We start from the raw sequence: 19,104 nt of genomic DNA on the forward strand, positions 1-19,104 counted from the left end.
GGTGAACCGCCTTCCGTTCCCCCGCTCAGAGAACGTCTCCGAGCAACTCGATCTCCACCCCGCTGCGCGCCCGCTCCACAAGGGCGCTCAGCCTCTCTTTGCGCTTTTCGGCCATGATCATCGACCGGACCCCGCCGATCACCTCCTCCCCCAGGTTCTCCCGGGTGCCCTGTTCGGCCGGGTAGTACCGGTAGAGCTTGAACACGTAGTAGCCGGGGGCCTCGCCCTGGTCGATGTACACCGGGTCGAGCACCGTGCCCGGGGCCACCGAGGACAGATCGCCCTCGACCCCGCGCAGGGGCACCACGCCGACCCGTCCGCCCTTGGCGGCCAGCCTCTTGTCCTGGCTCCAGCCCTTTGCGACGGTCTCGAAGTCCTCGACCTTGAGCCGCTCCAGCACCTGGTCGAGCCGTTTTTCGGTTTTCACGTAGATTACGCCGAGGTCGGCCCGTTCCGGGAGGGCGTACTTGTCCTGGTGCTCGGCCAGGTACCGGTCCACTTCTTCCTCGCTGACCGTGAGATCGTCCGTTTTCTCCCGGAACCACAGCCGGACCGCGTAGTGTTTGAGCAGCGCATTTTTGCGATGGGTGAACGCCTCGTGCTCCCCGAACCGGTCCACGAAGAGCTTCATGAGGATCAGGTCACGAAAGGAGTTTTCGGCAATCGTGGTGATATCCTTTAGGCTGTGCACGGAACCGCCCGACCGCGCCAGGAGGTCGCGCACCGTGTAGGCCACCCCGTCCACCCGCAGGGCCACCCGGTCCGGGTCGTCCACGAACGCCTGGGCCTCGGCCTCGGTGACGTAGAGTTCGGTGTCGGCGTGGGCATGGTCGTATTCGTGGACCCGGTCCCAGCAGTACGCCTTCGCGTCGGCTTCCACGTAATCGCCGAGCACGCTTTCGGCCTCGGCCCGGCGGACCTCCTCGGCGGTTTTCCGGTCCTTCACCCAGAACACGGCGTACCCGAGCCGCTCCTTGACCACAGGGGTTATCTCCCCCACCGGGGTCTCGTCGAAAATCAGGCGGAGGGTTTCCGGATAGTACCGGTCGTCGGTGCGCTTGATGCCGCCCACCTCGCCCCCCACCCGGGCCGTGATCCCCTCGCTGAAGGACCGCGCCGCGTTCTCGAAGGTGAGTTCACCCGCCACAATCCGCTCCCGGATCCGCTCCAACTCGGTCCGGTCGGACATGGTGATCTGGAAGATGTACGCAAGGTCCTCGCGTTCGGGAATCTTCTCGATCACCTTCTCCAGCGTCATGCGCTCCCGCGCCGCCGGCATGGCCACCCGGGCATAGTAGGCCCGGTAGTAATCGCGCGCCGCAGCCAAGGTGGCCGCCCGCTCCGCGTGCGGAAGGAGCTCCGGCGCCTCCTTCTGCACCAGCCGGAAGACCGCGTGATTCGTGACCGCCTTCTTGAGGGCGTCCAGGTACCGGGCCCCCTTCACCTCGTCGCGCTCCAGCCCGAGTTCGAACCGGGCCAGATGGAGGACCTCCTCCCTGTAGATGGGCTCGCCGCCCACCCGGGCCACCACCTCGTCGGGGGCTCCGCCCCGCGCCCCGGCGACGGCAGACGCGGCGAGCAGCGCGACCAGCGCGCCGACCCCCGCCAAACTTCGAAAACAAGCCGAAATGTTCATCCCTTCTCCTCACTGGGGCCGGTGCGCAGCACCGGCCGGGTGGACGTCCATGCAAGACCTCTGCCACCCGGGCCGCGCCGGCACCGTGATGGCAACCTTCCGAAAGTGCAACAACTTTTTCTCGCGGCCGAAACGTGAGTCCCCAACCCCAAGCGTGAAATCGCCCACCCCCATGTGCGCCAAATCACCAACGGGGAAACCGCCCCGCGCTCAGTGGGGCAGCAGCACCTCCACCTTGGCCTCCCGGCCGGCCTGCTTCAGGGTCCTTTCCACGGCCCGTCGCAGCTTGATCCGGCGGGCGTTGGCGAACGCCTCCTCCCGGACCTCCTCGAACGAGCGATTCTCGGGGGGAACCACCTCGGTCACTAAGAACATGTGGTAGCCGAACCGGGTTTCCACCACGGGGGTCAGTTCCCCGGGCTCTACGGAGAAACAGGCCTCGGCCACCTCGGGAGGAAGGTCGTCCCGGGTGCGGTAGCCCATGAACCCGCCTTGGAGCCGGCTCGAGGGCTCGTCGGAGAACTCCCTCGCCAGAGGGGCGAAGCCCTCCCCTTTTTCGAATCGCTCGCGAACCTCCTCGAGGCGTTGGAGGGCGGCCTCCTTGCCTCGGCTCCCTGCGGCCAAGATTCCGTAGATCTTTCGTTCCTCGGGGTGGACGTACTTCTTCTTGTTCGCCTCGTAATAGGAGCGGGCCTCGTCCTCGGTCACCTCGACATCCCGGCCGATCACGTTCTCCACATACCACGAGTTCGCCAGTTCGCGGCGGATGATGTGCCGCACCCGTTCCTCGTTGAGGCGCTGGAGAGCCGCCTGGCGCTCGAACGCCTCCGGCCCGCCCACGCGCTCCACGAAGGACTGGAACCTGCGCTCCACCTCCTCGTCCAGCCCCGGGATCTCCTCGCGCATGGCCAGATCGTAGAGGAGCTCCTGCTCCACCAGGCGCTCCATGGCCTTTTCACGAATCATCTTGTTGTCCACCCCGTGGGCCTCCGACGCCCCTTGGAGTTCGGCTGCGGTTTCAGCAAGCGCCCGCTCGTACCAGATCTCCCCGATGTCCCGGCCGTTGATCCGCAAAATGGGGGTATCCGGGTCGATGGGAGGAGCCTGTTCTTCCGTCCGGGGCGGCGCTTCCTCTTTCCCCCCCGTTTCGGACGCGTCGGCCTGGCCTCCCAGAGCGGCCCCGCCTGAAATCGCCAAGATGGCCAGCAAAACCAGCGACAAGCGTATCCTCTGCGCCATGCGTCTCACCTCCTAGTCGATGAGTAGGTCCCATGGCGTGTCGTCAAGCAGTCTCCGGCGAACCGCCTCGCGCAAGCCAAGGTCCATGAGGTCGATGGGGTTGTGTTCGTCGGTCAGGACGGGCCCCGGGAGCTTTCGCCCCCGAACCGACACCCGACGGGTCCAAAACCCGTTGAGGCCCGCCAGGGCGATGGGGTGGATCGGCCGGCCCCGTAGGACCTCGGGGCCCACGGGGGCGGGCGGCCCGTCGTAGCCGATAATGGCAACGTTTCCGTGCTCGTGCCGGCTGGGGTCGAAGGTGGGATAGAGGTCCACGTTCTCGAACACCCGGGCCAGGGTGCGGGCCACCGCGGCGGTGCCGCCCCGCTCCAGGTCCAGCCGGCCGTGAAAGTTGAGGGCCAGCACCCCGCCGGGCACGAGCCGCGCCTTGGCCTGGCGGAATGCCTCGAGGGTGACCATGTGGGCCGGAACGCCGTCGCCGTTGAAGACGTCCACGACGACGTAGTCGTATCGGTCATCGGAGCGGCCGAGATGAACCCGGGCGTCCTCGAGGAACACCCTCCCGGCCGTTCGAAACCCGAAGTGCCGGCGCGCCAGGTCGAGCACGTTGGGATCGAGTTCCACCGCGTCGGCCTGCACGCCCGCTGCCTCGTAGAGCCGGGGCACCAGGCCCGCGCCCAACCCGAGCACCAGGCAGCGCCGCCCCTGGGGCCGGATGGCCCGGGGGATGCGCTCCATGAGGTAGAGGTACTCGTACACCGGCAGGCCGGACGCGGGGTCCATGCCCCCCTGGATCAGGCCGTCGATGGTGAGTTCCCGCACCGCTTTGGGGCCGTACCGGTACTCGATGACCCGGACCTCCCCGTAGAGGCCACTGCGGGCGTCCAGCAGGGCGGCGACCGTGCCGGACGGCAGCACCCGTTCCACCTTTCCGGGCGCCGGCCGGGCCGGCCACAGGGCCGCGCCAGCCGCCGCCAGGAGGCACACGGCGGCAAACCCGGGCCGCTTTCTGAGAAAGAGATACCAGCCGCACAGCCCGAGCAGTACCGCGCCCGAGAGATAGAAAATCCTTGAGACCCCGAAGGCTCCGATGAGCACGAACCCGGTAAGCACGGTCCCGAGAACGCTTCCCACGGTGGACAGCGCGTACACCCCACCGGCCGTGCGCCCCACCCGCTCGAGTCGCCGCGCCGCCAGGCGGATGACGCCGGGCGACACGCAGCCCAGGCAAAGGAGCGGCGGGCCAAACAGCACCGAGGCCGACACGAGGGCACCCCCGCGCAACCCGAACCCTAGGCCCCAGGGGAGAACAGCATTCTTGAGGTGGGGCACGAGGAACAGCCAGAGGGCCGAGGCGGCCACCAGGCCGAACAGGACGTCCGCGTCCTCCCGGCGATCGGTGAGAACCCCTCCCAGGGCGTAGCCGGCTGCGAGCGCGACCATGGCCACGGCAATCTGGGCGGTCCAGACGAAAAGCCCCACGCCGAAAAGGGGCCCCAGGACGCGGGCTCCCAGGATCTCGACCACCATGATGAGGCCGCCGCACACGAACGCGGTGAGGTAGAGGAACCCCACTGGGCAGGGTGGAGGCAGCGGACCGACACCGGCGCGGTCAGTCACGAACCACCTCCACACTCCCGAAGTTGCAAACTTCGTGCACGCCGGAAGGATGAGCGATGGGCAAGGTCAGGTGTCCTCGCGGGGCAGAGGGTTTAGCGAACGGGCGGCAGCCCCCTCCTTGTTCCTCCGTGGGCACCCGTCTCCGTCGTCCGTATCACGGAGTAGCAACATCGTAGAAGGTTGCCCCAGCTCGCACAACCGGCGATTTCCCCCAGTGCTGCGCAATTTCACGCAACCGCCGAAAGAGCGGCGGGCGGGGGGGGCGTCCAGCAGAAGAATCACCTGGGGCCGGGCCCGAGGCCCGTGGACCTCGTCGCGGCGGAGACTCCGGGCGAGCAGCAAGGCGAGTGCGCAGGCAAACGCGATGGGCAGGAGGCTCAAGGGACTCCTTGGAACCGCGAGTGAACGGTGCGGGGCGTGAATTTCATCACAACCCGTCGGCGGGGACACCCCCCGAGGAACGGGCCGAAGCCGGAGTACGGGGGCGGGGAGGAATAGTTTCGAAGAATTCTAGGCAAAGGCCGGGGGTCGCAGGTCGTTGGTCGTGGGTCGTGGGTCGTTCGTCGTAGGTCGCAGGTCGTTGGTCGTGGATCGCGGGTGCCGGTGGCGGCCTCGTGGACTCGCACGACCCGTTTCGCTCCGCCCCGGGCCGAGGCCTTACCGCAGCGGCCAGGCGCCCTTGACCCCCACCAAGGGGCACCCTAGGATGAGGGTAGTACTTCGGCGGGAGGTAAGGAGCATGCCTGTAACGGTGACCGCAAAAGGCCAGGTGACCATCCCCAAGCCGATCCGTGACTTCCTCCGGATCGGCCCCCGCGATCGCGTGGAGTTCGTGCTGGAAGACGGCCGCGTGGTTCTACAACCCGTGAAAACCCTGCGGGACCTGAGGGGTGCCGTGCCTCCGAAGGGGACGGGCGATTTCGAAGAGGAGCGCGCCCGCGCCAAACACGCGGTGGCCCGGCGGGTGACGGAGGAAACGGCGTGACCCGGGTGTTCGTCGACACGAACCTGTTCCTCCGCTACCTCACGAACGATGATCCGGCGAAGGCCGACCGCGTGGAACGCCTCCTGGACCAAGCCCAGGACGGCGAGGTGAGGTTGGTCACGGCGGAGATGGTGATCGCCGAGATCGTGTGGGTGCTGGAGTCGTACTACGGCCTCGGGAGGGCCGAGGTGGCCCCCCTCGTGCGCGGAATTTTGGCCACTCCGGGCCTTGAGGTGGTCAACGGAAACCTGGTCGCCCGGGCACTCGACCATTACGAAACGCTGAACATCGATTTTGTCGACGGCTACATCGCCGCCCTCATGGAACACCTGGGGATCGAGGATCTCTACTCGTTCGACAAGAAGCACGCCGATCGCCTCCGGGGAATCCGGCGTCTGGAACCGTGAATCCCGGGGTTCGTCCGAGCAAGGGATTCCCGGGGTAGACCGAACTCCGGAGCGCCAAAACGCCGGCAGGCGGGGCGCGCCTTCTCCCCCCTTGCGCACCGGGGAACCGCCGGGTAGCATGGCCCGAGGTGATCCCAAAAACTCCCCACCCCGCGAGGCGTTTTCGGTGTCCATCGCCCTCGACATCTACCAGGCGTTCAAGGACGACGAGGTCAAGGCCCGGGCGCTGGCCGAGGCCTTCGACCGCCTGGAGCACCGCATCCCGGCGAACGTGGCCACCGAGGAGCACCTGGAGACCACGAAGCTCGCCCTCCAGAAGGAGATCGAGCAACTTCGGGCCGATCTCACGAAGGAGATCGAGCATGTCCGCGCCGACCTCACCAAGGAGATCCATCAAGTCCGGGCCGACCTCACCGCCCGGATCGAAGAAAACCGCCTGAGCATCGAACGGGTCCGGGCCGATCTCACCAAGGAGATCGAGCAGGTCCGCGCCGACCTCACCGCCCAGATCGAAGAAAACCGCCTGAGCATCGAGCAGGTCCGGGCCGAAATCGCCCGAACCCACGCGTCCACCGTGCGGTGGGTCACCGGCCTCCTCATCGCCCAAGCCGGCGTGATCGTCGCGCTGATCAAGATTCTCCCCTGACGACTCCGCACTCGCGCGACGAGCGCCGAGGGTTGTAATAGGTCGTTTGTCGCGGATCGTGGATCGTTTGTCGTAGGTCGTGAGTCGTTGGTCGTTGGTCCTGGACGGTTGGGCACCGACCGGACGGGGCGGTTCGCCGGGCGGCGACCTCTCGGGCCCGTCACCCGTCACCGATCACCCTTCACCCGAGGCGCCGTCAGGCGACGCGGCTCTTGAGGTGCTCGACCTCGCTTTCGACCGAGGTGATGCGCCGCTCCATATGGCGGATGATGCGGTCGTACTCGTCGCGGCGCACGATGGCCTCGCCGAGCCGGTCCATCCGCTCGGAGAGCTTGTCGTAGCGGTGGGTGAGGTCGGAGCGGACGGACTCGATTCTCTCGGTCAGTTCGGCCCTCACGGACTCGATCTTCTCCGTCAACTCGACCCGGACGGACTCGATTCTCTCCGTCAACTCCGTGCGCACCGCGTCGATCCGCGCGTTCGTCTCGTCGATTCGCTTGTTCGTCTCGTCGATCCGTTTGTTCGTCTCGTCGATCCGGCGGCTCAGGTCGGCAAGCTGCACCTGCATGTCCGAGAGGCGCTGGTTCGTGACGGCGAGGCCACCCTTCACCTCGGCCACGCCGAGCTGGAGCGTCTCGAACTGGGGCACCACCAGGTCCTGGATCGCCTTCTGGATGACCTCGGCCACGTCCATCGCGCGCCTCCCGGCAGTTCGCGGAATCTCTGGCCAGGCTACCCCCCGCGGGGCGATTTGGCAAGCGGGGCATGGGCCTTCGGCGTCGGCCTCCGGCCACCTTGGCCCTGTAGGAGCCTGCTCCCGCAGGCGACCCCCGCGGGCGGGCCCCGGCGCCCTGGGCGGGCCTTCGGCCCGGGTCGCCACCGGGAGGTGGCTCCTACGGGGGCGGCAACCCGGGTCGGCCCGCCGTGTAGGAGCCTGCTCCTGCAGGCGCCGCCCGCGGGCGGCCCCCGGCACCCGGGGCGGGCCTGCGGCCCGGGTCGCCACCGGGAGGTGGCTCCTACAGGGGCGGCGGGCCGAGGCCCGCCCAGGGCCACGCCTCGGGTCTTTCGACAAGGCCCTTTCGCACCGGGTTCTCCAACACGTAACGGGCCACAGCCTCCCACGACTCGTCCTTTCTGAGAGCATGGTCGTAGAAGCCCCGTTGCCATACGCCGGGGCCCCCGACCCCCAATTGACGAATGTGCCTCGACGTGAACGTTTTGAACCGCTGCACACAGGTCGAGAGATCGAGTTCGGCGCCCAGCGTGACCACCAGATGGAGGTGGTCGGGCATCAGGCAGTAGGCCAAACATTCCCACACCCCGCGTTCGTGCATCCACCGGATCGAGCCCAGGACCACCCTGGCGGCCCTCGTGTCCTCCCCCACGCCCGGAAACAAACGCGCCCGGTCCGCCGTGCAAAGGGTCAGGGCGTACCACTGACCGGGGATGGACACCCTGCCCTTTCGCAGCCGCCATTGGTGGGGAAGCGATTCCATGCGGCACCCCGTCACAGGCCCTCGTTGCCCACCTCGGATGCGCAACCTACCGCAGACGGCGTGAAACGGAAGCGCCGCCCCGCCCGGCCCCGCATTCCCTCCATTCCCGGCAGGCGTGGCGCCGTGGGCGCGCTTTGGCGGGCCTGCGGCCCGGGTCGCCACCGGGAGGTGGCTCCTACGGGGGCGGCAACCCGGGTCGGCCCGCCGTGTAGGAGCCTGCTCCCGCAGGCGACCCCCGCGGGCGCGCGCTCGGCGCCCCGGGCGGGCCTTCGGCCCGGATCGCCACCGGGAGGTGGCTCCTACGGGAGGGGGGTGGGGGGCATGGCGATGGGGCGCGGGGTCCGGAAACGGGGCCCTGGTGGGGCGGGGTTGCCCCCCGTACGGGGCTCGGGGGCCCGAGATCGCCGCGTTTCCGGGGTGGCACGGGGATTGTATGGGGTGGGATGCGGCCGGGCGGCGGGGGCCAAAAAATTTCTCGGGGCCCCTAAAGGTTTCCGCCGCGCCGGCCGATCGGTGGGCCAGACGGAGGAAACGGGCGGACCCGCCGGGCCACGGACGGCCCGGCCCAGCCGCGAAAGGAGGTGAAACCGGGTAGACGCGCAAGCAGCCGAGACGGCCCGCGGGAGGGGCCGAGGAACTCCCGGGGGAACGCCGCCCCCCTGAAGGCGGCTCGCAAAACGGCACGGACGCCGGAAGAACCCAAACCCAACTTTCACGGAGGAAAGTCATGAGCCTCAGCATCAACAACAACATCACCTCTCTGAACGCCTGGCGGAACCTCAAGCAGACCGATATGCGCATGTCGAAGACCATGGAGAAGCTCTCCAGCGGTCTTCGGATCAACCGCGCCGCCGACGACCCGGCCGGCCTCGTGATCAGCGAGAAGATGCGCGCCCAGCTCGTGGGCCTCGACGCCGCCGTCAAGAACTCGGAGAAGGCCATCAACATGATCCAGACGGCCGAGGCGGCGCTCGACCAGGTGCAGAAGCTCCTGGACAAGATGCGGCAACTCGCCATCGACACGGCCAACCTGGGCGTGAACGACGACGCCATGCGCCAGGCGAACCAGGACGAATTGAGCGAGGCGATCGATTCGATCACCCGCATCGCCAACTACACCCAGTTCGGCACCAAGAAGCTCCTGGACGGCTCGAACGCCCTGACCGCCCAGGTCACCGACAACGCCGGCACCGACGTGGACGTGGTGAAGTCCACGCTGGAGGGCGGCTCGTACAAGCTGAACGTGGCCGTGGACACCGCGGGCACCACCACGGGCACCTTCACGAACACCGGCGCCGCGGTGGTCGACGCGGCACAAACCGCCGAGGATCTGAGCGAGGGGTCCCACACCCTGACGGTGAGCGGTGAGTTCGAGAAATTTGCGAGTTCCAACGAAGCCGGGGGCGCCACCGTTTCGAACATCACGCCTGCAGACGGGACCAACGCGTATTCTGATGGCACCTATAGCACCATTTACTTCCGGACCCAGGACAATGGCGGTGGCGGCACCAAGCTCCAGTACAGCACCGACAACTCCACTTGGAACGACGTGACGGGTGCGGGGGCCATCACGAGCGGTGACACGATCAACTTCACCGACGTGAGTGGTACGAAACTCCAGTTTGATCTCGCGTTCGACGGCGGAAACGACGAAACCTTCCAGATCGACATCACCGCCAGCACCGCCCAGGCGTCCCTGGACAGCGGGACGGCCGTTTCCTTCTACAGCGGCTCGACGCTGACCAGCGTCAACCTGACCAGCGGGGACGCGGGCGGCGGCACGACGGCGTTCGACCTGAGCGGGGTCTCGTTCAACGGAACCAGCAAGAGCGACACGTTCAGCGTCACGAAGACCGTGTACACCGGCACGCTGTCGAAGGCCGACGGGTCCGACGCCGGCGCCTCGGTGAACTTCAAGGCCAACGACACGAACGTGCTCTTCACCGCCGGGGCCGAGGGCGAACTCGGCACCCTCACCGTGAACTTCGGGTCGACGGTCGCGGCCGGGGACATCACGCTCTCCACCGACGACAGCAACGGGCTCCTGTTCCAGGTGGGCGCCAACGAGAACCAGACCATCAAGGTGGGCATCCAGAGCGTGAAGGCCGCGGACCTCGGCAAGGGCGCCTACTACACGAACGCCGACGGCGTGAAGACCCGGGTCACCGCGTTTGCGAGCGTGGTGGAACTCAAGACCAAGCTCGTCCTGAAGGACGGCTCGGCCGACGACATCGCCCAAGCCGTGGGCGTGATCGACAAGGCCCTCGAGGAGGTGTCGAACATCCGGGGCACCCTGGGGGCGGTGCAGGCCGACAACCTCCAGGTGCAGCTCGACAGCCTGCGGGTCAGCTACGAGAACCTGCAGGCCGCGGAGAGCACCATCCGCGACACCGACATGACGCTGGAGATGGCCCAGTTCACGAAGTACCAGATCATGATGCAGGCCGGCACGGCGATGCTCGCCCAGGCCAACCAGATCCCGAACAACATTCTCCAGCTCCTGAGGTAGTGAGCAAACCGAGGGGGGCCTCGGCCCCCCTCGGTTTGCGCTAGGAGGCTAGAAGGCTAGGAAGCTGGAAGGCTGGAAGGCTGGAAGGCTGCGGCCCTTCGGGCCGGGTCGCCGCCGGGAGGCGGCTCCTACAGGACGGCGACGGGTTACGCGTTACGAATCACCCGTCACGGGGCGCGAAGCGCCCGACGATTCACGATTCACGGAACCTAGCGCATGGAGGCGTAGGCCATGAACGTACAGGCGATCACGGAGATTGCGATCCGCGGGTCGCCCCAGAGCGGGGGCGCCCAGAACCAGGAGATCCAGCGGGCCCAGGAGGCCGTGGGCCGGGCCGTGGAGGCGGCCCGGGAGGAGCGCCAGCCCTCGGCCGACGAGCTCGCCCAGGCCGTGGAGGCCATGAACGGGTTCCTGAAGGCGAACAACAGCCACATCCAGTTCGCCCTCCACGACAAGGCGAAGCAGCTCATGGTGCAGGTGGTGGACAACCGCACCTCCGAGGTGATCAAGACGTTCCCGCCCAAGGAGCTCCTCGACCTCGCGGCAAAGATCGGGGAGATGGTGGGGGCGCTGTTGGACAGGAAAGGCTGAGGAGCGCAGGTCGTTCGTCGCGGGTCGTTGGTCGTGTAGAACCCCTTCCACCGGCCTTTCCACGACGAACGAGCCCCGACCGACGACAAACGGACTTCCACCATGCCTGGGACGATCAGTTTCGACGGGCTTGCGACCGGGATCAACACCACCGAGACGGTGGACAAGCTGATCGAGGTCGAAAGCCGCCCGAAGATCCTGAAGGAGGCCGAGAAGGCCCGGCTGGAGAACCAGCTCACGGCCTGGCAGGAGGTGAACTCCAAGCTCCTCGATCTCCGGACCCAGGCCCAGGAGATCTGGAAGTCGTCCACCTGGGCCACGCTCACGGCCACGAGCTCCAACGAGAGCATCCTCACGGCCACGGCGTCGGCCGACGCCCAGGCCGGCACCTACACCGTCGAGGTGACCCAGCTCGCCCGGGCGCACCAGATCTCCACCGGCGGCTATGCCTCGGACCTCGACACCGTGGGCACGGGCACCCTCACCGTGACCGTGGGGGCCAAATCGGCCGAGATCACGGTGGACGCCTCCAACAACACCCTCAGGGGCCTGGCCGACGCGATCAACCAGGCCGACGTGGGGGCCACGGCCTCGGTGATCTACGACGGGTCCCAGTACCGGCTCCTCGTGACCTCGGACGAGACCGGCACGGCGAACACCGTGAGCCTCGCGGCCTCGGGGTTCACGCTCACCACCTCCACGGTGCAGGACGCCCAGGACGCCCAGATCCGGTTTGGCTCCGGCGCCGGCGCAATCACGATCACCTCGTCGTCGAACCAGATCGACGACGTGATTCCCGGGGTGACCCTGAACCTGGTGAACGCGAGCCCGGGCACCCAGGTGACCGTCTCGATGAGCCGGGACACCTCGGACGTGGAGGAGAAGATCCAGGCGTTCATGGACGCCTACAACACCGCCATGGGGTTCATCGGGGAGCAGTTCGACTTCGACCCCCAGAAGAACCAGGGCGGCATCCTCATGGGGGACCGCACGCTTCTCACGATCCAGACCCGGATCCAGTCCATCGTCTCGAGCCCGGTGGCCACGGGCGGGGATTTCACCTCGCTTCGGTCGGTGGGGCTCGAGCTCGACGACGACGGGCTCCTGAGTTTCGACGCCTCCAAGTTCCAGGAGGCGGTGGCCCAGGACCCGGACGCGGTGAAGAACCTGTTTCGGACCTCGGGCCGCACCGAGCACGCCAAGGTGTCGTTCGTGTACGCGGGCAAGGACACGGTGGAGCCCGCAAGCTCGGGCTACTCCGTGGTCATCACCCAGGCCGCCGAACGGGCCGCCGTGACCGGGGCCTCGGCCGTGGGCTCGCTCACCATCGACGCGACCAACGACACCCTCACCCTGGCCCTCGACGGGGCGGGCTCGTTCACGGTGACCCTGGAGCACAAGACCTACACGTCGGTGGCGGACCTGGCGGCCGAGATCCAGGCCAAGGCGAACGCGGCCGCCCCCGACGGCACGGAACTCGCCGTGTCGGAGAGCGGGGGCATGCTCACCCTGACCTCCCAGCGGTACGGGTCGGCCTCGAAGGTGGAGCTCGTGGGCGGGAACGCCCTGGCGAACCTGGGGTTCACGGCCGGCGACTCGGACACCGGGGTGGACGTGGCGGGCACGATCAACGGCGAGAGCGCCACGGGCACGGGGCAAACGCTCACCGGCGACAAGGGGAACCCGAAAACGAGCGGGGTGGTTCTGAAGGTGGAGCTCACGGCCGCCGATCTCGCGGCGGCCGGGGGCTCGGTCACGACCACGCTCCACTTCGCCAAGGGCGTGGGGAACCAGTTCGACGAGTACCTCCAGGGCCTCACTCAGCCCCTGATCGGCACGATCGGGATGAAGCAGACGGCGCTCGAGGACTCCATCGACTCCATGGCCGAGTACATCGCCGAATTGGAGGAACGGCTCGACCAGCGGCGAGAAAGCCTGCTCGGGCAGTTCTACCGCATGGAACAGGCGGTCAACGAGTTCAACAGCCAGGGCAACTACCTGGTGAACGCCCTGTCGGGGCTCAACGCAAACTGGAAGTGGAATGGGTGAGGACGCTTCGCGTCCGCTGGGACGCGAGGACGTTAGGACGTTGGGACGGGAAAAACCTTAAATCGTGAATCGTCGCGGCCCTGCGGGCCGGGTCGCCGTCAGGAGGCGGCTCTTGCAAGGCTAGAAGGCTGGAAAGCTGGACAGGCTAGAAAGCTAAAAGGCCATGGCCCTTCGGGCCAGGTCGCCGCCAGGAGGCGGCTCCTACAATGGAAAGACGCCGCCCCTCACCCCGGCCCTCTCCCCCTGAGGGGGAGAGGGAGACAGAGGGCAGGTGTTTCCTGCCGCGCAACGCGGTTCCCCCTCCCCTCGTGGGAGGGGGACAGGGGGAGGGGGAGGGGTTCACGACCAGCGACCTGAGACCAACGACCTGCTGCCGTTCCACCCTTCACGGCACTTCACAGAACCCACAAGGAGGTGGCGTTCATGACCTACGGACCGGGAGCTTCGGCGTACCGGCAGACCCAGGTGGCCACCACGACGAGCCAGCAGAAGCTCATCGTGATGGCCTACGACGGGGTGCTGCGGTTCCTGAACCAGGCCATCGAGCACATGGAGAAGCGGGAGATCGAAGCCAAGCACGAAAAGCTCACGAAGGCCCGCGCCGTGATCCAGGAACTCGCGAGCACGCTCAACATGGAGGCCGGAGGCGAGATCGCCCGGAACCTCTGGAACCTCTACGTGTTCTTCATGCAGAAGATCACCGAGGCCAACCTGACGAACGACCCCGAGCCCGTGCGGGGCATCCTGCCCGCGATCCGGGAACTCCGGGACGCCTGGGCGGAACTGAAGCTCGAGGAGGCCGACGAGGACGTGAAGGCCCTCGACCGCCGGGTGCCCGTGGCCGAGGAGGGGGCGAGGCTGAGCGTCACGGGCTGAGGGCGGGGAAAAGGCCGTGAATCGTGAATCGTAAATCGTGAATGGTTCACGGCCCTGCGGGCCGGCCCCCCTCGCCCCGGCCCTCTCCCCCCTCGTGGGGAGAGGGAGACAGACGGCGGGGATCCCTGCCGGGACAAAGCGGTTCCCCCTCCCCTCGTGGGAGGGGGACAGGGGGAGGGGGGAGCAACGACGGCCCTCCCGACCTTCTCCCCCCGGCGAGGGGAGAGGGAAAGAGGAAGGACGCACGACCGACGACCGACGACGAACGACCTGCGGCCGTTCCACTATTCCCCATTCACGGACCGTACCGATGGCCCACACCGCGAACCGAGAACCCGCCGATCCCCGGGGGGAGACGCTCAAAGCGATTCTGGTGGCCGAGATCCGGCTGTGCCGGGAGATCCTCGAGGCCACCCGAGCCGCGGCGCTGGCGGCCGAGGCCCTCGACATCCCGGGCATCGAGGCCGCGATGGCCCGCCGGGGGCGGGCCCTCGGGGAACTCGAGCACCTCGAGGCCGAGGCCGAGGGCCTGCGGGGCCAGGATTTCGCGCCCCCTCCCCTTTTGGCCGAGCACCTGGCGGCCCTGTCGGACCTGACGGTCCGGATCCGCCAGGCCGACGCCGAGGCCCGGTGCGCGGCCGAACGGGCCCAGGAGGAAATCCAGCGGCGGGTCCGGGAACTCCAGAGGGGCCGACGGGGGCTCGCCGGGTACCGCGGCCCCACCGACCCCACGCCCCGGTTCGCGGACCGCAAGGGATGACCCGGGATCCCGGGGTGGTCCGCGGCTAGGCTGCGAGGCGGCCGGGCGGCGAGGCCGCTGGAGGCCCTCGGGATTCCGGCGCAACCGCTTCTCCGGACCGTGGGAGCGGCTTTCGAGCCGCGAGCGCTCTTTTTGCGGGCCTTCGGCCCGGATCGCGCCCTGGAGGGCGCTCCCACGAGTTGCCTTCCCGCGTCGGAGGGCCCCGTAGCGGGCGACAGAGGCTCCCGAACGAAAAAACGCCCCGGCGTCAGGCGCCGGGGCGTTTTTTGGTGCGGGTGGTGGAGATGAGCGGGATCGAACCGCCGACCTCTGCGTTGCGAACGCAGCGCTCTCCCAGCTGAGCTACATCCCCACGCGGGAAGCCGGGTGTATACCACACCGGGCCGAGGCGGGGCAAGGGGGGTTTCGCACGCCGCGCGTGCGTGCGCGGACGCGGGGACGCTGGACGCGCGGACGGAAAGCGCCCGGGGCGCCCGCCGACGGCGGTCTTTCCCTGCGCGCAGATCCCGGGTGCGCCCCTCTGCTTGACACGTTGCGCGGTGCGCCGGAAGAATACGGGATTCTTTGCCGGGTCGGGCCTGGACTTCTGGTCCGGGTGCGATCGGGGCGGGGCCCGGGCGCCCGGAAGACCGGCGGCTCGTTTGCCGCCCGACCGCCGCGCCGCCAAGCCACCCAGCAAGCGAGGGCTTCCATGGACCATCCCATCCGCCACAAGCTCGACCACCTCCTGCCCCACTGGATCGAGCACAACGCCTCCCATGCCGAGACGTACCAGGACTGGGCCGGGAAGGCCCGCGCCGCGGGACTCGACGACGTGGCCGCCGCCCTCGACCGGGCCGTGGAGGCGGCCGGCGCGCTCGACGGGGCGCTCCGGCAGGCACTCGCGGTACTGGGAGGCGGTTCGGGGCACCCCCCCCTCAAGAATTCGCACCAAAGCGACGAAGGATAGGAAGGACCGCTTCCGAGGGGCGCCCGCGTGGAACTTCGGGGAACACTCCGGGACTTCAGCCTGGCCGACATCATCCAACTGGTCGCCTTCGGCCAGAAGACGGGGGTGCTGCGGGTGGTGTGGCCCGAGGGCCGGGCCGCCATCTATTTCGATGGAGGGGCCGTGGTCCACGCCGAGGCCCCCGGGTGCGCGGGTGCGGAGGCCGTGTACCGGATGTTCCGGATTGGGGACGGGGAGTTCCAGTTCCACAACAGCGACGACCCCCCTCCGGCGCGCACGATTACGGTGGACCCCACGAACCTCGTGATGGAGGCGGCCCGGCTTCTCGACGAGGCGGGCCGGTCGAACGGCGGCCCCCCCGAAGGCGAGGCAACCGAGGGGGACGGGGAGGAGATGTTGGAGGATTTCGGCGACCTCTCGTTCGACCTCCCCGGGGAGGAGGCGGACGCCGAACCCGACCCCGCTGCGGCAAAGGAACAGATCCGGGACCTGTTGCGCCGGCGCTTCGGCCGGCGTGCCAAGCGAATGATCGAGGCGGTGGACCGATGCGGAGATTCGAAAGAGGACCTGCTGGATCTCGCGGACCGGGTGGAGAAGTACGTCCGGGTGTTCCTGGACGAGTCCGCCGCGCCTGCGGTCGGCGAGGAGATCCGGCGGCTGGTCACCGGCGGGCGTGGGGGTTCGGCATCCTGACCCTCCTGGCGGTGCTCCTCCTGGCCGCCGCGACCCCGGCGGCGGACCTCGCACTCCGGTTCGACAAGGACACCCTCTACGACATCGCCTCCGACTCCCAGAACCGCCGCTACATGGAACTGCGAAACCGGGTCAAGGAACTCAACCCGGGACTCGCCCACTTCGACATTGTGCGGGAGGGGGACTCGATCACCCTGGAGATGGGATTTCGGGAAGGGCCCGACCGGGCCGATTTCCGGCTCCTCGGGTCGAAGCACGACTACTACCGCCTGGCCATGGGCGTGCGGCTCGACGAGACCCTGGAGATCCTGTGCCGGGCGGATCCCGTGGTGGAGCCCGCGGGGGTCGAGCGGGAGGGGAATGTGTTCGTGCTGAAACTCCGGTACCTCGGAGAGTTCCCGACCGCCGGGGCCCAACCCGCCGCCTCCCCACCGGCGCCCTCCCCCTCCCGGGCCGCAACGCCCAACCCGCAGCCCCAGGCGGCCGAACCCGAGGGGGTCGAGAAACGGGTGAAAATCCCCGCGGCCCCGGCGCCGGCTCCCGAGCCCGTGGCCGAGGCCGAGGCGCCGCCCCCTCCCCCGCCCCCGCCCCCGCCGGAACCCACCCCGGAGGAACAGGCGGCCGCCGCCTGGGAGGAGGCCAGGCGCGAGGACACCCTCCAGGCCTACGTCCGGTTCCTCGAACTCCACCCCGACGCGCCCCAGGCCGACCAGGCCCGAGCCCGGGCCGACGAACTTCGGGAGAGCCTCGCCTACCGGCAGGCCCTCCGCCGGGACACCGAGGAGGTGTACCGGGCGTTCCTCGACCACTTCCCGAACTCGTCCCACCGGGCCGAGATCGAGGCCCGGCTCCAGGCGATGGAGGCCGAGCGCGAGCGGCGCAGGGCCCAGGAAGAGGCCCAGGCCGCCGAGCGGCAGCGAAGGGCCAAGGCCTACGCCGAGGCACGGAAGATCGACACGGCGGAGGCTTACCGCATCTTCCTGGCGGCCTACCCCGACGCCCCCGAGGCGAAGGAGGCCCGGCGCCGGCTCAAGGAGATCGAGGCCGACGATCAGGCCTACGCCGAGGCCCGGGGCGACGAGCAAAAACTCGAGGGGTACCTGGCCCGCTTCCCGGAGGGGCGCCACCGGGCCGAGGCCCAAGACGAGCTCAAGACGCTCAAGCGCCAGCGGCTCGAGGCCGACTACCGGGAGGCCCTCGCGAAGGGCACCGAGGAGGCGCTGGAGGCGTTCCTCAAGGCGTGGCCCCGAAGCCCCTACGAGAGCGACGTGCGCCGCCGGCTGGCCGAGATGCGAAAACCCCCGGAACCACCGCCGGCCCCCAAGCCCGAACCGGCCGGCCGGCCGGAACCGGGCTCGCCGGGCACGGTGAAGGCCGTGCGCGTGGCCTCCCTGCCCGAGGCCGACGGGAACCCGGCCGACGACGCGTGGGCCCGGGCACCCGAGGCGACGGTGCCCCTCCTGGGCACGGAAAAGGATCTGCGCGTGCGGGCCGCCCACGACGGCCGGGACATCGTGGTGCTGGTGCGGTGGAGCGACCCCACCCGCGACGCCCTCTACCGCCCCTGGGTGTGGGACCCGTCGCGAAACGCCTACCGCCAAAACGAGCAGGCCGACGACGGGCTCGCCCTCGCCATCTACGCCAACGGCGACGTGGCGGATCCGTGCATGCTCCAAGGGCGCGACCTCGAGGCCGACATGTGGATCTGGCGGGCCTTCTGGTCGGAGCTCACCGGGTACGCCTCGGACGGCCGGCTCCAGATCAGCCGCAGCCGGATGCCCCGGTCGAACCCCTACCCCGCCCGGGACGGCTCGGGCCAGCTCTGGATCCGGGAGGAGCCCGACGTGGGGGCGTTTCCCTGGTCGTTCTTCGTGCCGGTGGAGTTTCAGGGCGCGGTGGTGGCGAGCTACAAGCCCTCCCGGGCCGCCGGAAGCCGGGCCGACGTGACGGCGCGGGCCACCTGGACCGATGGCGTGTGGACCGTGGAGTTCAAGCGCCGGCTCGACACCGGGAACGACGACGACATCGCCCTGAAGCCGGGGCTCGTCTATTCCACTGCCTTCGCCGTGTACGACCGGGCCGAGAAGGACCGCCACGCCACCACGGGAATGGTTCGCCTCGAACTGGAAGGGGGCCGCTGATGGCTAAGCCGGCAGGGGTGCAGATCCGCCGCTGGTTCTTCTTTCTCATGATCCTGCTCGTGGGCACGAATGGGGGGGTCCTTGCGGGGAGTTGGCTCGTGGAGCGGGCCATCACCGAGGCCGTGCGCACGGCCCAGCCCGTGGTGGAGACGACCGGGCGGATCCGCGCCGCGATCCTCGAGGCCCAGCGGGAGATGTTCCGGTACCTCGCCGAGTTCTCCGACGACGTGTCGGGGGCCCTGGCACACCTGGACCGGGTTCGGGCCGAGGTGGAGCGGGCCCGGGCGCTCCCCGGCGCCCGCGGCTTGGAAGGCGATCTCAAGGCCATCGAGACCGGGGTGGAGCAGTACCGGAAGGTCCTCGAACTCCTGCCGGGGGGGGGGGGGGGGGGGGGGGGCGGGGGGGGGGGCCCGGGGTCGGGGTGCGCCGCGCGCTTTTTCAAATATAATAAAACAACACACCAAACCCCTCATGTGCTATTGCTTCTTCTGCTTGTGTAAAATGTGG

The 19,104-nt window shown here is 68.6% G+C and carries 17 protein-coding genes and 1 tRNA gene; 12 read left to right on the forward strand and 6 right to left on the reverse strand.

Annotated elements, in window-relative coordinates:
• Positions 1 to 25: 25 nt before the first annotated feature.
• From ACYQ8L_RS10100 to ACYQ8L_RS10110, 3 genes are all read right to left on the reverse strand, one after another.
• Entirely contained in the window at positions 26 to 1,636 is a 1,611-nt protein-coding gene (locus ACYQ8L_RS10100; RefSeq protein WP_459941670.1) for a peptidylprolyl isomerase, read from the reverse strand.
• A 210-nt stretch (positions 1,637 to 1,846) separates the two neighbouring features.
• A complete protein-coding gene (locus tag ACYQ8L_RS10105; RefSeq protein WP_459941671.1) occupies positions 1,847 to 2,875 on the reverse strand; it encodes a peptidylprolyl isomerase in 1,029 nt (342 codons plus the stop codon).
• A gap of 12 nt (positions 2,876 to 2,887) precedes the next feature.
• Positions 2,888 to 4,495: a fused MFS/spermidine synthase gene (locus ACYQ8L_RS10110; protein WP_459941672.1), complete on the reverse strand. Its 1,608-nt coding sequence runs from the start codon at positions 4,493 to 4,495 to the stop codon at positions 2,888 to 2,890.
• Between the two features lie 751 nt (positions 4,496 to 5,246).
• Between ACYQ8L_RS10110 and ACYQ8L_RS10115 the strand changes: the two genes are divergently transcribed.
• The 3 genes from ACYQ8L_RS10115 to ACYQ8L_RS10125 all read left to right on the forward strand — a co-directional run bounded on the left by ACYQ8L_RS10115 (position 5,247) and on the right by ACYQ8L_RS10125 (position 6,533).
• Positions 5,247 to 5,480: an AbrB/MazE/SpoVT family DNA-binding domain-containing protein gene (locus tag ACYQ8L_RS10115; protein ID WP_459941673.1), complete on the forward strand. Its 234-nt coding sequence runs from the start codon at positions 5,247 to 5,249 to the stop codon at positions 5,478 to 5,480.
• Positions 5,477 to 5,887 carry a type II toxin-antitoxin system VapC family toxin gene (locus tag ACYQ8L_RS10120; RefSeq protein ID WP_459941674.1) on the forward strand — a complete coding sequence of 137 codons (411 nt, stop codon included), beginning with the start codon at positions 5,477 to 5,479 and terminating at the stop codon, positions 5,885 to 5,887. The genes ACYQ8L_RS10115 and ACYQ8L_RS10120 overlap by 4 nt, the downstream gene beginning before the upstream one ends.
• Positions 5,888 to 6,005: 118 nt before the next feature.
• Positions 6,006 to 6,533 carry a DUF1640 domain-containing protein gene (locus tag ACYQ8L_RS10125; protein WP_459941675.1) on the forward strand — a complete coding sequence of 176 codons (528 nt, stop codon included), beginning with the start codon at positions 6,006 to 6,008 and terminating at the stop codon, positions 6,531 to 6,533.
• Positions 6,534 to 6,729: 196 nt separating this feature from the next.
• Here the strand turns inward: ACYQ8L_RS10125 and ACYQ8L_RS10130 are convergent, their stop codons facing one another.
• Both ACYQ8L_RS10130 and ACYQ8L_RS10135 read right to left on the reverse strand, forming a co-directional pair.
• Entirely contained in the window at positions 6,730 to 7,227 is a 498-nt protein-coding gene (locus ACYQ8L_RS10130; protein WP_459941676.1) for a coiled-coil domain-containing protein, read from the reverse strand.
• A 322-nt stretch (positions 7,228 to 7,549) separates the two neighbouring features.
• Positions 7,550 to 8,029 carry an REP-associated tyrosine transposase gene (locus ACYQ8L_RS10135; protein WP_459941677.1) on the reverse strand — a complete coding sequence of 160 codons (480 nt, stop codon included), beginning with the start codon at positions 8,027 to 8,029 and terminating at the stop codon, positions 7,550 to 7,552.
• A 727-nt stretch (positions 8,030 to 8,756) separates the two neighbouring features.
• Here ACYQ8L_RS10135 and ACYQ8L_RS10140 point away from each other — a divergent pair.
• From ACYQ8L_RS10140 to ACYQ8L_RS10160, 5 genes are all read left to right on the forward strand, one after another.
• Complete coding sequence (locus ACYQ8L_RS10140; RefSeq protein ID WP_459941678.1) at positions 8,757 to 10,538, forward strand: flagellin N-terminal helical domain-containing protein; 1,782 nt, start codon at positions 8,757 to 8,759, stop codon at positions 10,536 to 10,538.
• Between the two features lie 231 nt (positions 10,539 to 10,769).
• On the forward strand, positions 10,770 to 11,129 hold the full coding sequence (locus ACYQ8L_RS10145) for a flagellar protein FlaG (RefSeq protein ID WP_459941679.1): 360 nt from the start codon (positions 10,770 to 10,772) through the stop codon (positions 11,127 to 11,129).
• Between the two features lie 102 nt (positions 11,130 to 11,231).
• Positions 11,232 to 13,178: a flagellar filament capping protein FliD gene (gene fliD / locus ACYQ8L_RS10150; protein WP_459941680.1), complete on the forward strand. Its 1,947-nt coding sequence runs from the start codon at positions 11,232 to 11,234 to the stop codon at positions 13,176 to 13,178.
• 423 nt (positions 13,179 to 13,601) lie between these two features.
• The gene (gene fliS, locus ACYQ8L_RS10155) at positions 13,602 to 14,054 is read left to right on the forward strand and encodes a flagellar export chaperone FliS (protein WP_459941681.1); all 453 of its coding nucleotides are present in this window, start codon (positions 13,602 to 13,604) and stop codon (positions 14,052 to 14,054) included.
• 310 nt (positions 14,055 to 14,364) lie between these two features.
• On the forward strand, positions 14,365 to 14,814 hold the full coding sequence (locus tag ACYQ8L_RS10160; RefSeq protein WP_459941682.1) for a hypothetical protein: 450 nt from the start codon (positions 14,365 to 14,367) through the stop codon (positions 14,812 to 14,814).
• Between the two features lie 276 nt (positions 14,815 to 15,090).
• Here the strand turns inward: ACYQ8L_RS10160 and ACYQ8L_RS10165 are convergent.
• Positions 15,091 to 15,166 (reverse strand) — tRNA-Ala (locus tag ACYQ8L_RS10165).
• 339 nt (positions 15,167 to 15,505) lie between these two features.
• On the opposite strand from ACYQ8L_RS10165, the gene ACYQ8L_RS10170 reads away from it, so the two are divergent.
• The 4 genes from ACYQ8L_RS10170 to ACYQ8L_RS10185 are packed head-to-tail and all read left to right on the forward strand — an operon-like array spanning position 15,506 to position 19,097.
• Entirely contained in the window at positions 15,506 to 15,763 is a 258-nt protein-coding gene (locus tag ACYQ8L_RS10170) for a DUF8180 domain-containing protein (protein WP_459941683.1), read from the forward strand.
• Between the two features lie 27 nt (positions 15,764 to 15,790).
• The gene (locus ACYQ8L_RS10175; protein WP_459941684.1) at positions 15,791 to 16,456 is read left to right on the forward strand and encodes a DUF4388 domain-containing protein; all 666 of its coding nucleotides are present in this window, start codon (positions 15,791 to 15,793) and stop codon (positions 16,454 to 16,456) included.
• A gap of 11 nt (positions 16,457 to 16,467) precedes the next feature.
• On the forward strand, positions 16,468 to 18,597 hold the full coding sequence (locus ACYQ8L_RS10180; RefSeq protein ID WP_459941685.1) for an ethylbenzene dehydrogenase-related protein: 2,130 nt from the start codon (positions 16,468 to 16,470) through the stop codon (positions 18,595 to 18,597).
• Entirely contained in the window at positions 18,597 to 19,097 is a 501-nt protein-coding gene (locus ACYQ8L_RS10185; protein WP_459941686.1) for a hypothetical protein, read from the forward strand. Before ACYQ8L_RS10180 ends, ACYQ8L_RS10185 begins: the two co-directional genes overlap by 1 nt.
• Positions 19,098 to 19,104 lie beyond the last annotated feature (7 nt).

The sequence above is a fragment of the Deferrisoma palaeochoriense genome (assembly GCF_054656955.1).

What these genes read in the sequence shown, in the direction of transcription:
- ACYQ8L_RS10135 (WP_459941677.1), bottom strand. Translation starts at nt 8,029, where the DNA reads ATGGAATCGCTTCCCCACCAATGGCGGCTGCGAAAGGGCAGGGTGTCC.
- ACYQ8L_RS10140 (WP_459941678.1), top strand. Translation starts at nt 8,757, where the DNA reads ATGAGCCTCAGCATCAACAACAACATCACCTCTCTGAACGCCTGGCGG.
- ACYQ8L_RS10185 (WP_459941686.1), top strand. Translation starts at nt 18,597, where the DNA reads ATGGCTAAGCCGGCAGGGGTGCAGATCCGCCGCTGGTTCTTCTTTCTC.
- ACYQ8L_RS10170 (WP_459941683.1), top strand. Translation starts at nt 15,506, where the DNA reads ATGGACCATCCCATCCGCCACAAGCTCGACCACCTCCTGCCCCACTGG.
- ACYQ8L_RS10130 (WP_459941676.1), bottom strand. Translation starts at nt 7,227, where the DNA reads ATGGACGTGGCCGAGGTCATCCAGAAGGCGATCCAGGACCTGGTGGTG.
- fliS (WP_459941681.1), top strand. Translation starts at nt 13,602, where the DNA reads ATGACCTACGGACCGGGAGCTTCGGCGTACCGGCAGACCCAGGTGGCC.
- ACYQ8L_RS10160 (WP_459941682.1), top strand. Translation starts at nt 14,365, where the DNA reads ATGGCCCACACCGCGAACCGAGAACCCGCCGATCCCCGGGGGGAGACG.
- ACYQ8L_RS10125 (WP_459941675.1), top strand. Translation starts at nt 6,006, where the DNA reads ATGGCCCGAGGTGATCCCAAAAACTCCCCACCCCGCGAGGCGTTTTCG.
- ACYQ8L_RS10100 (WP_459941670.1), bottom strand. Translation starts at nt 1,636, where the DNA reads ATGAACATTTCGGCTTGTTTTCGAAGTTTGGCGGGGGTCGGCGCGCTG.
- ACYQ8L_RS10105 (WP_459941671.1), bottom strand. Translation starts at nt 2,875, where the DNA reads ATGGCGCAGAGGATACGCTTGTCGCTGGTTTTGCTGGCCATCTTGGCG.
- fliD (WP_459941680.1), top strand. Translation starts at nt 11,232, where the DNA reads ATGCCTGGGACGATCAGTTTCGACGGGCTTGCGACCGGGATCAACACC.
- ACYQ8L_RS10145 (WP_459941679.1), top strand. Translation starts at nt 10,770, where the DNA reads ATGAACGTACAGGCGATCACGGAGATTGCGATCCGCGGGTCGCCCCAG.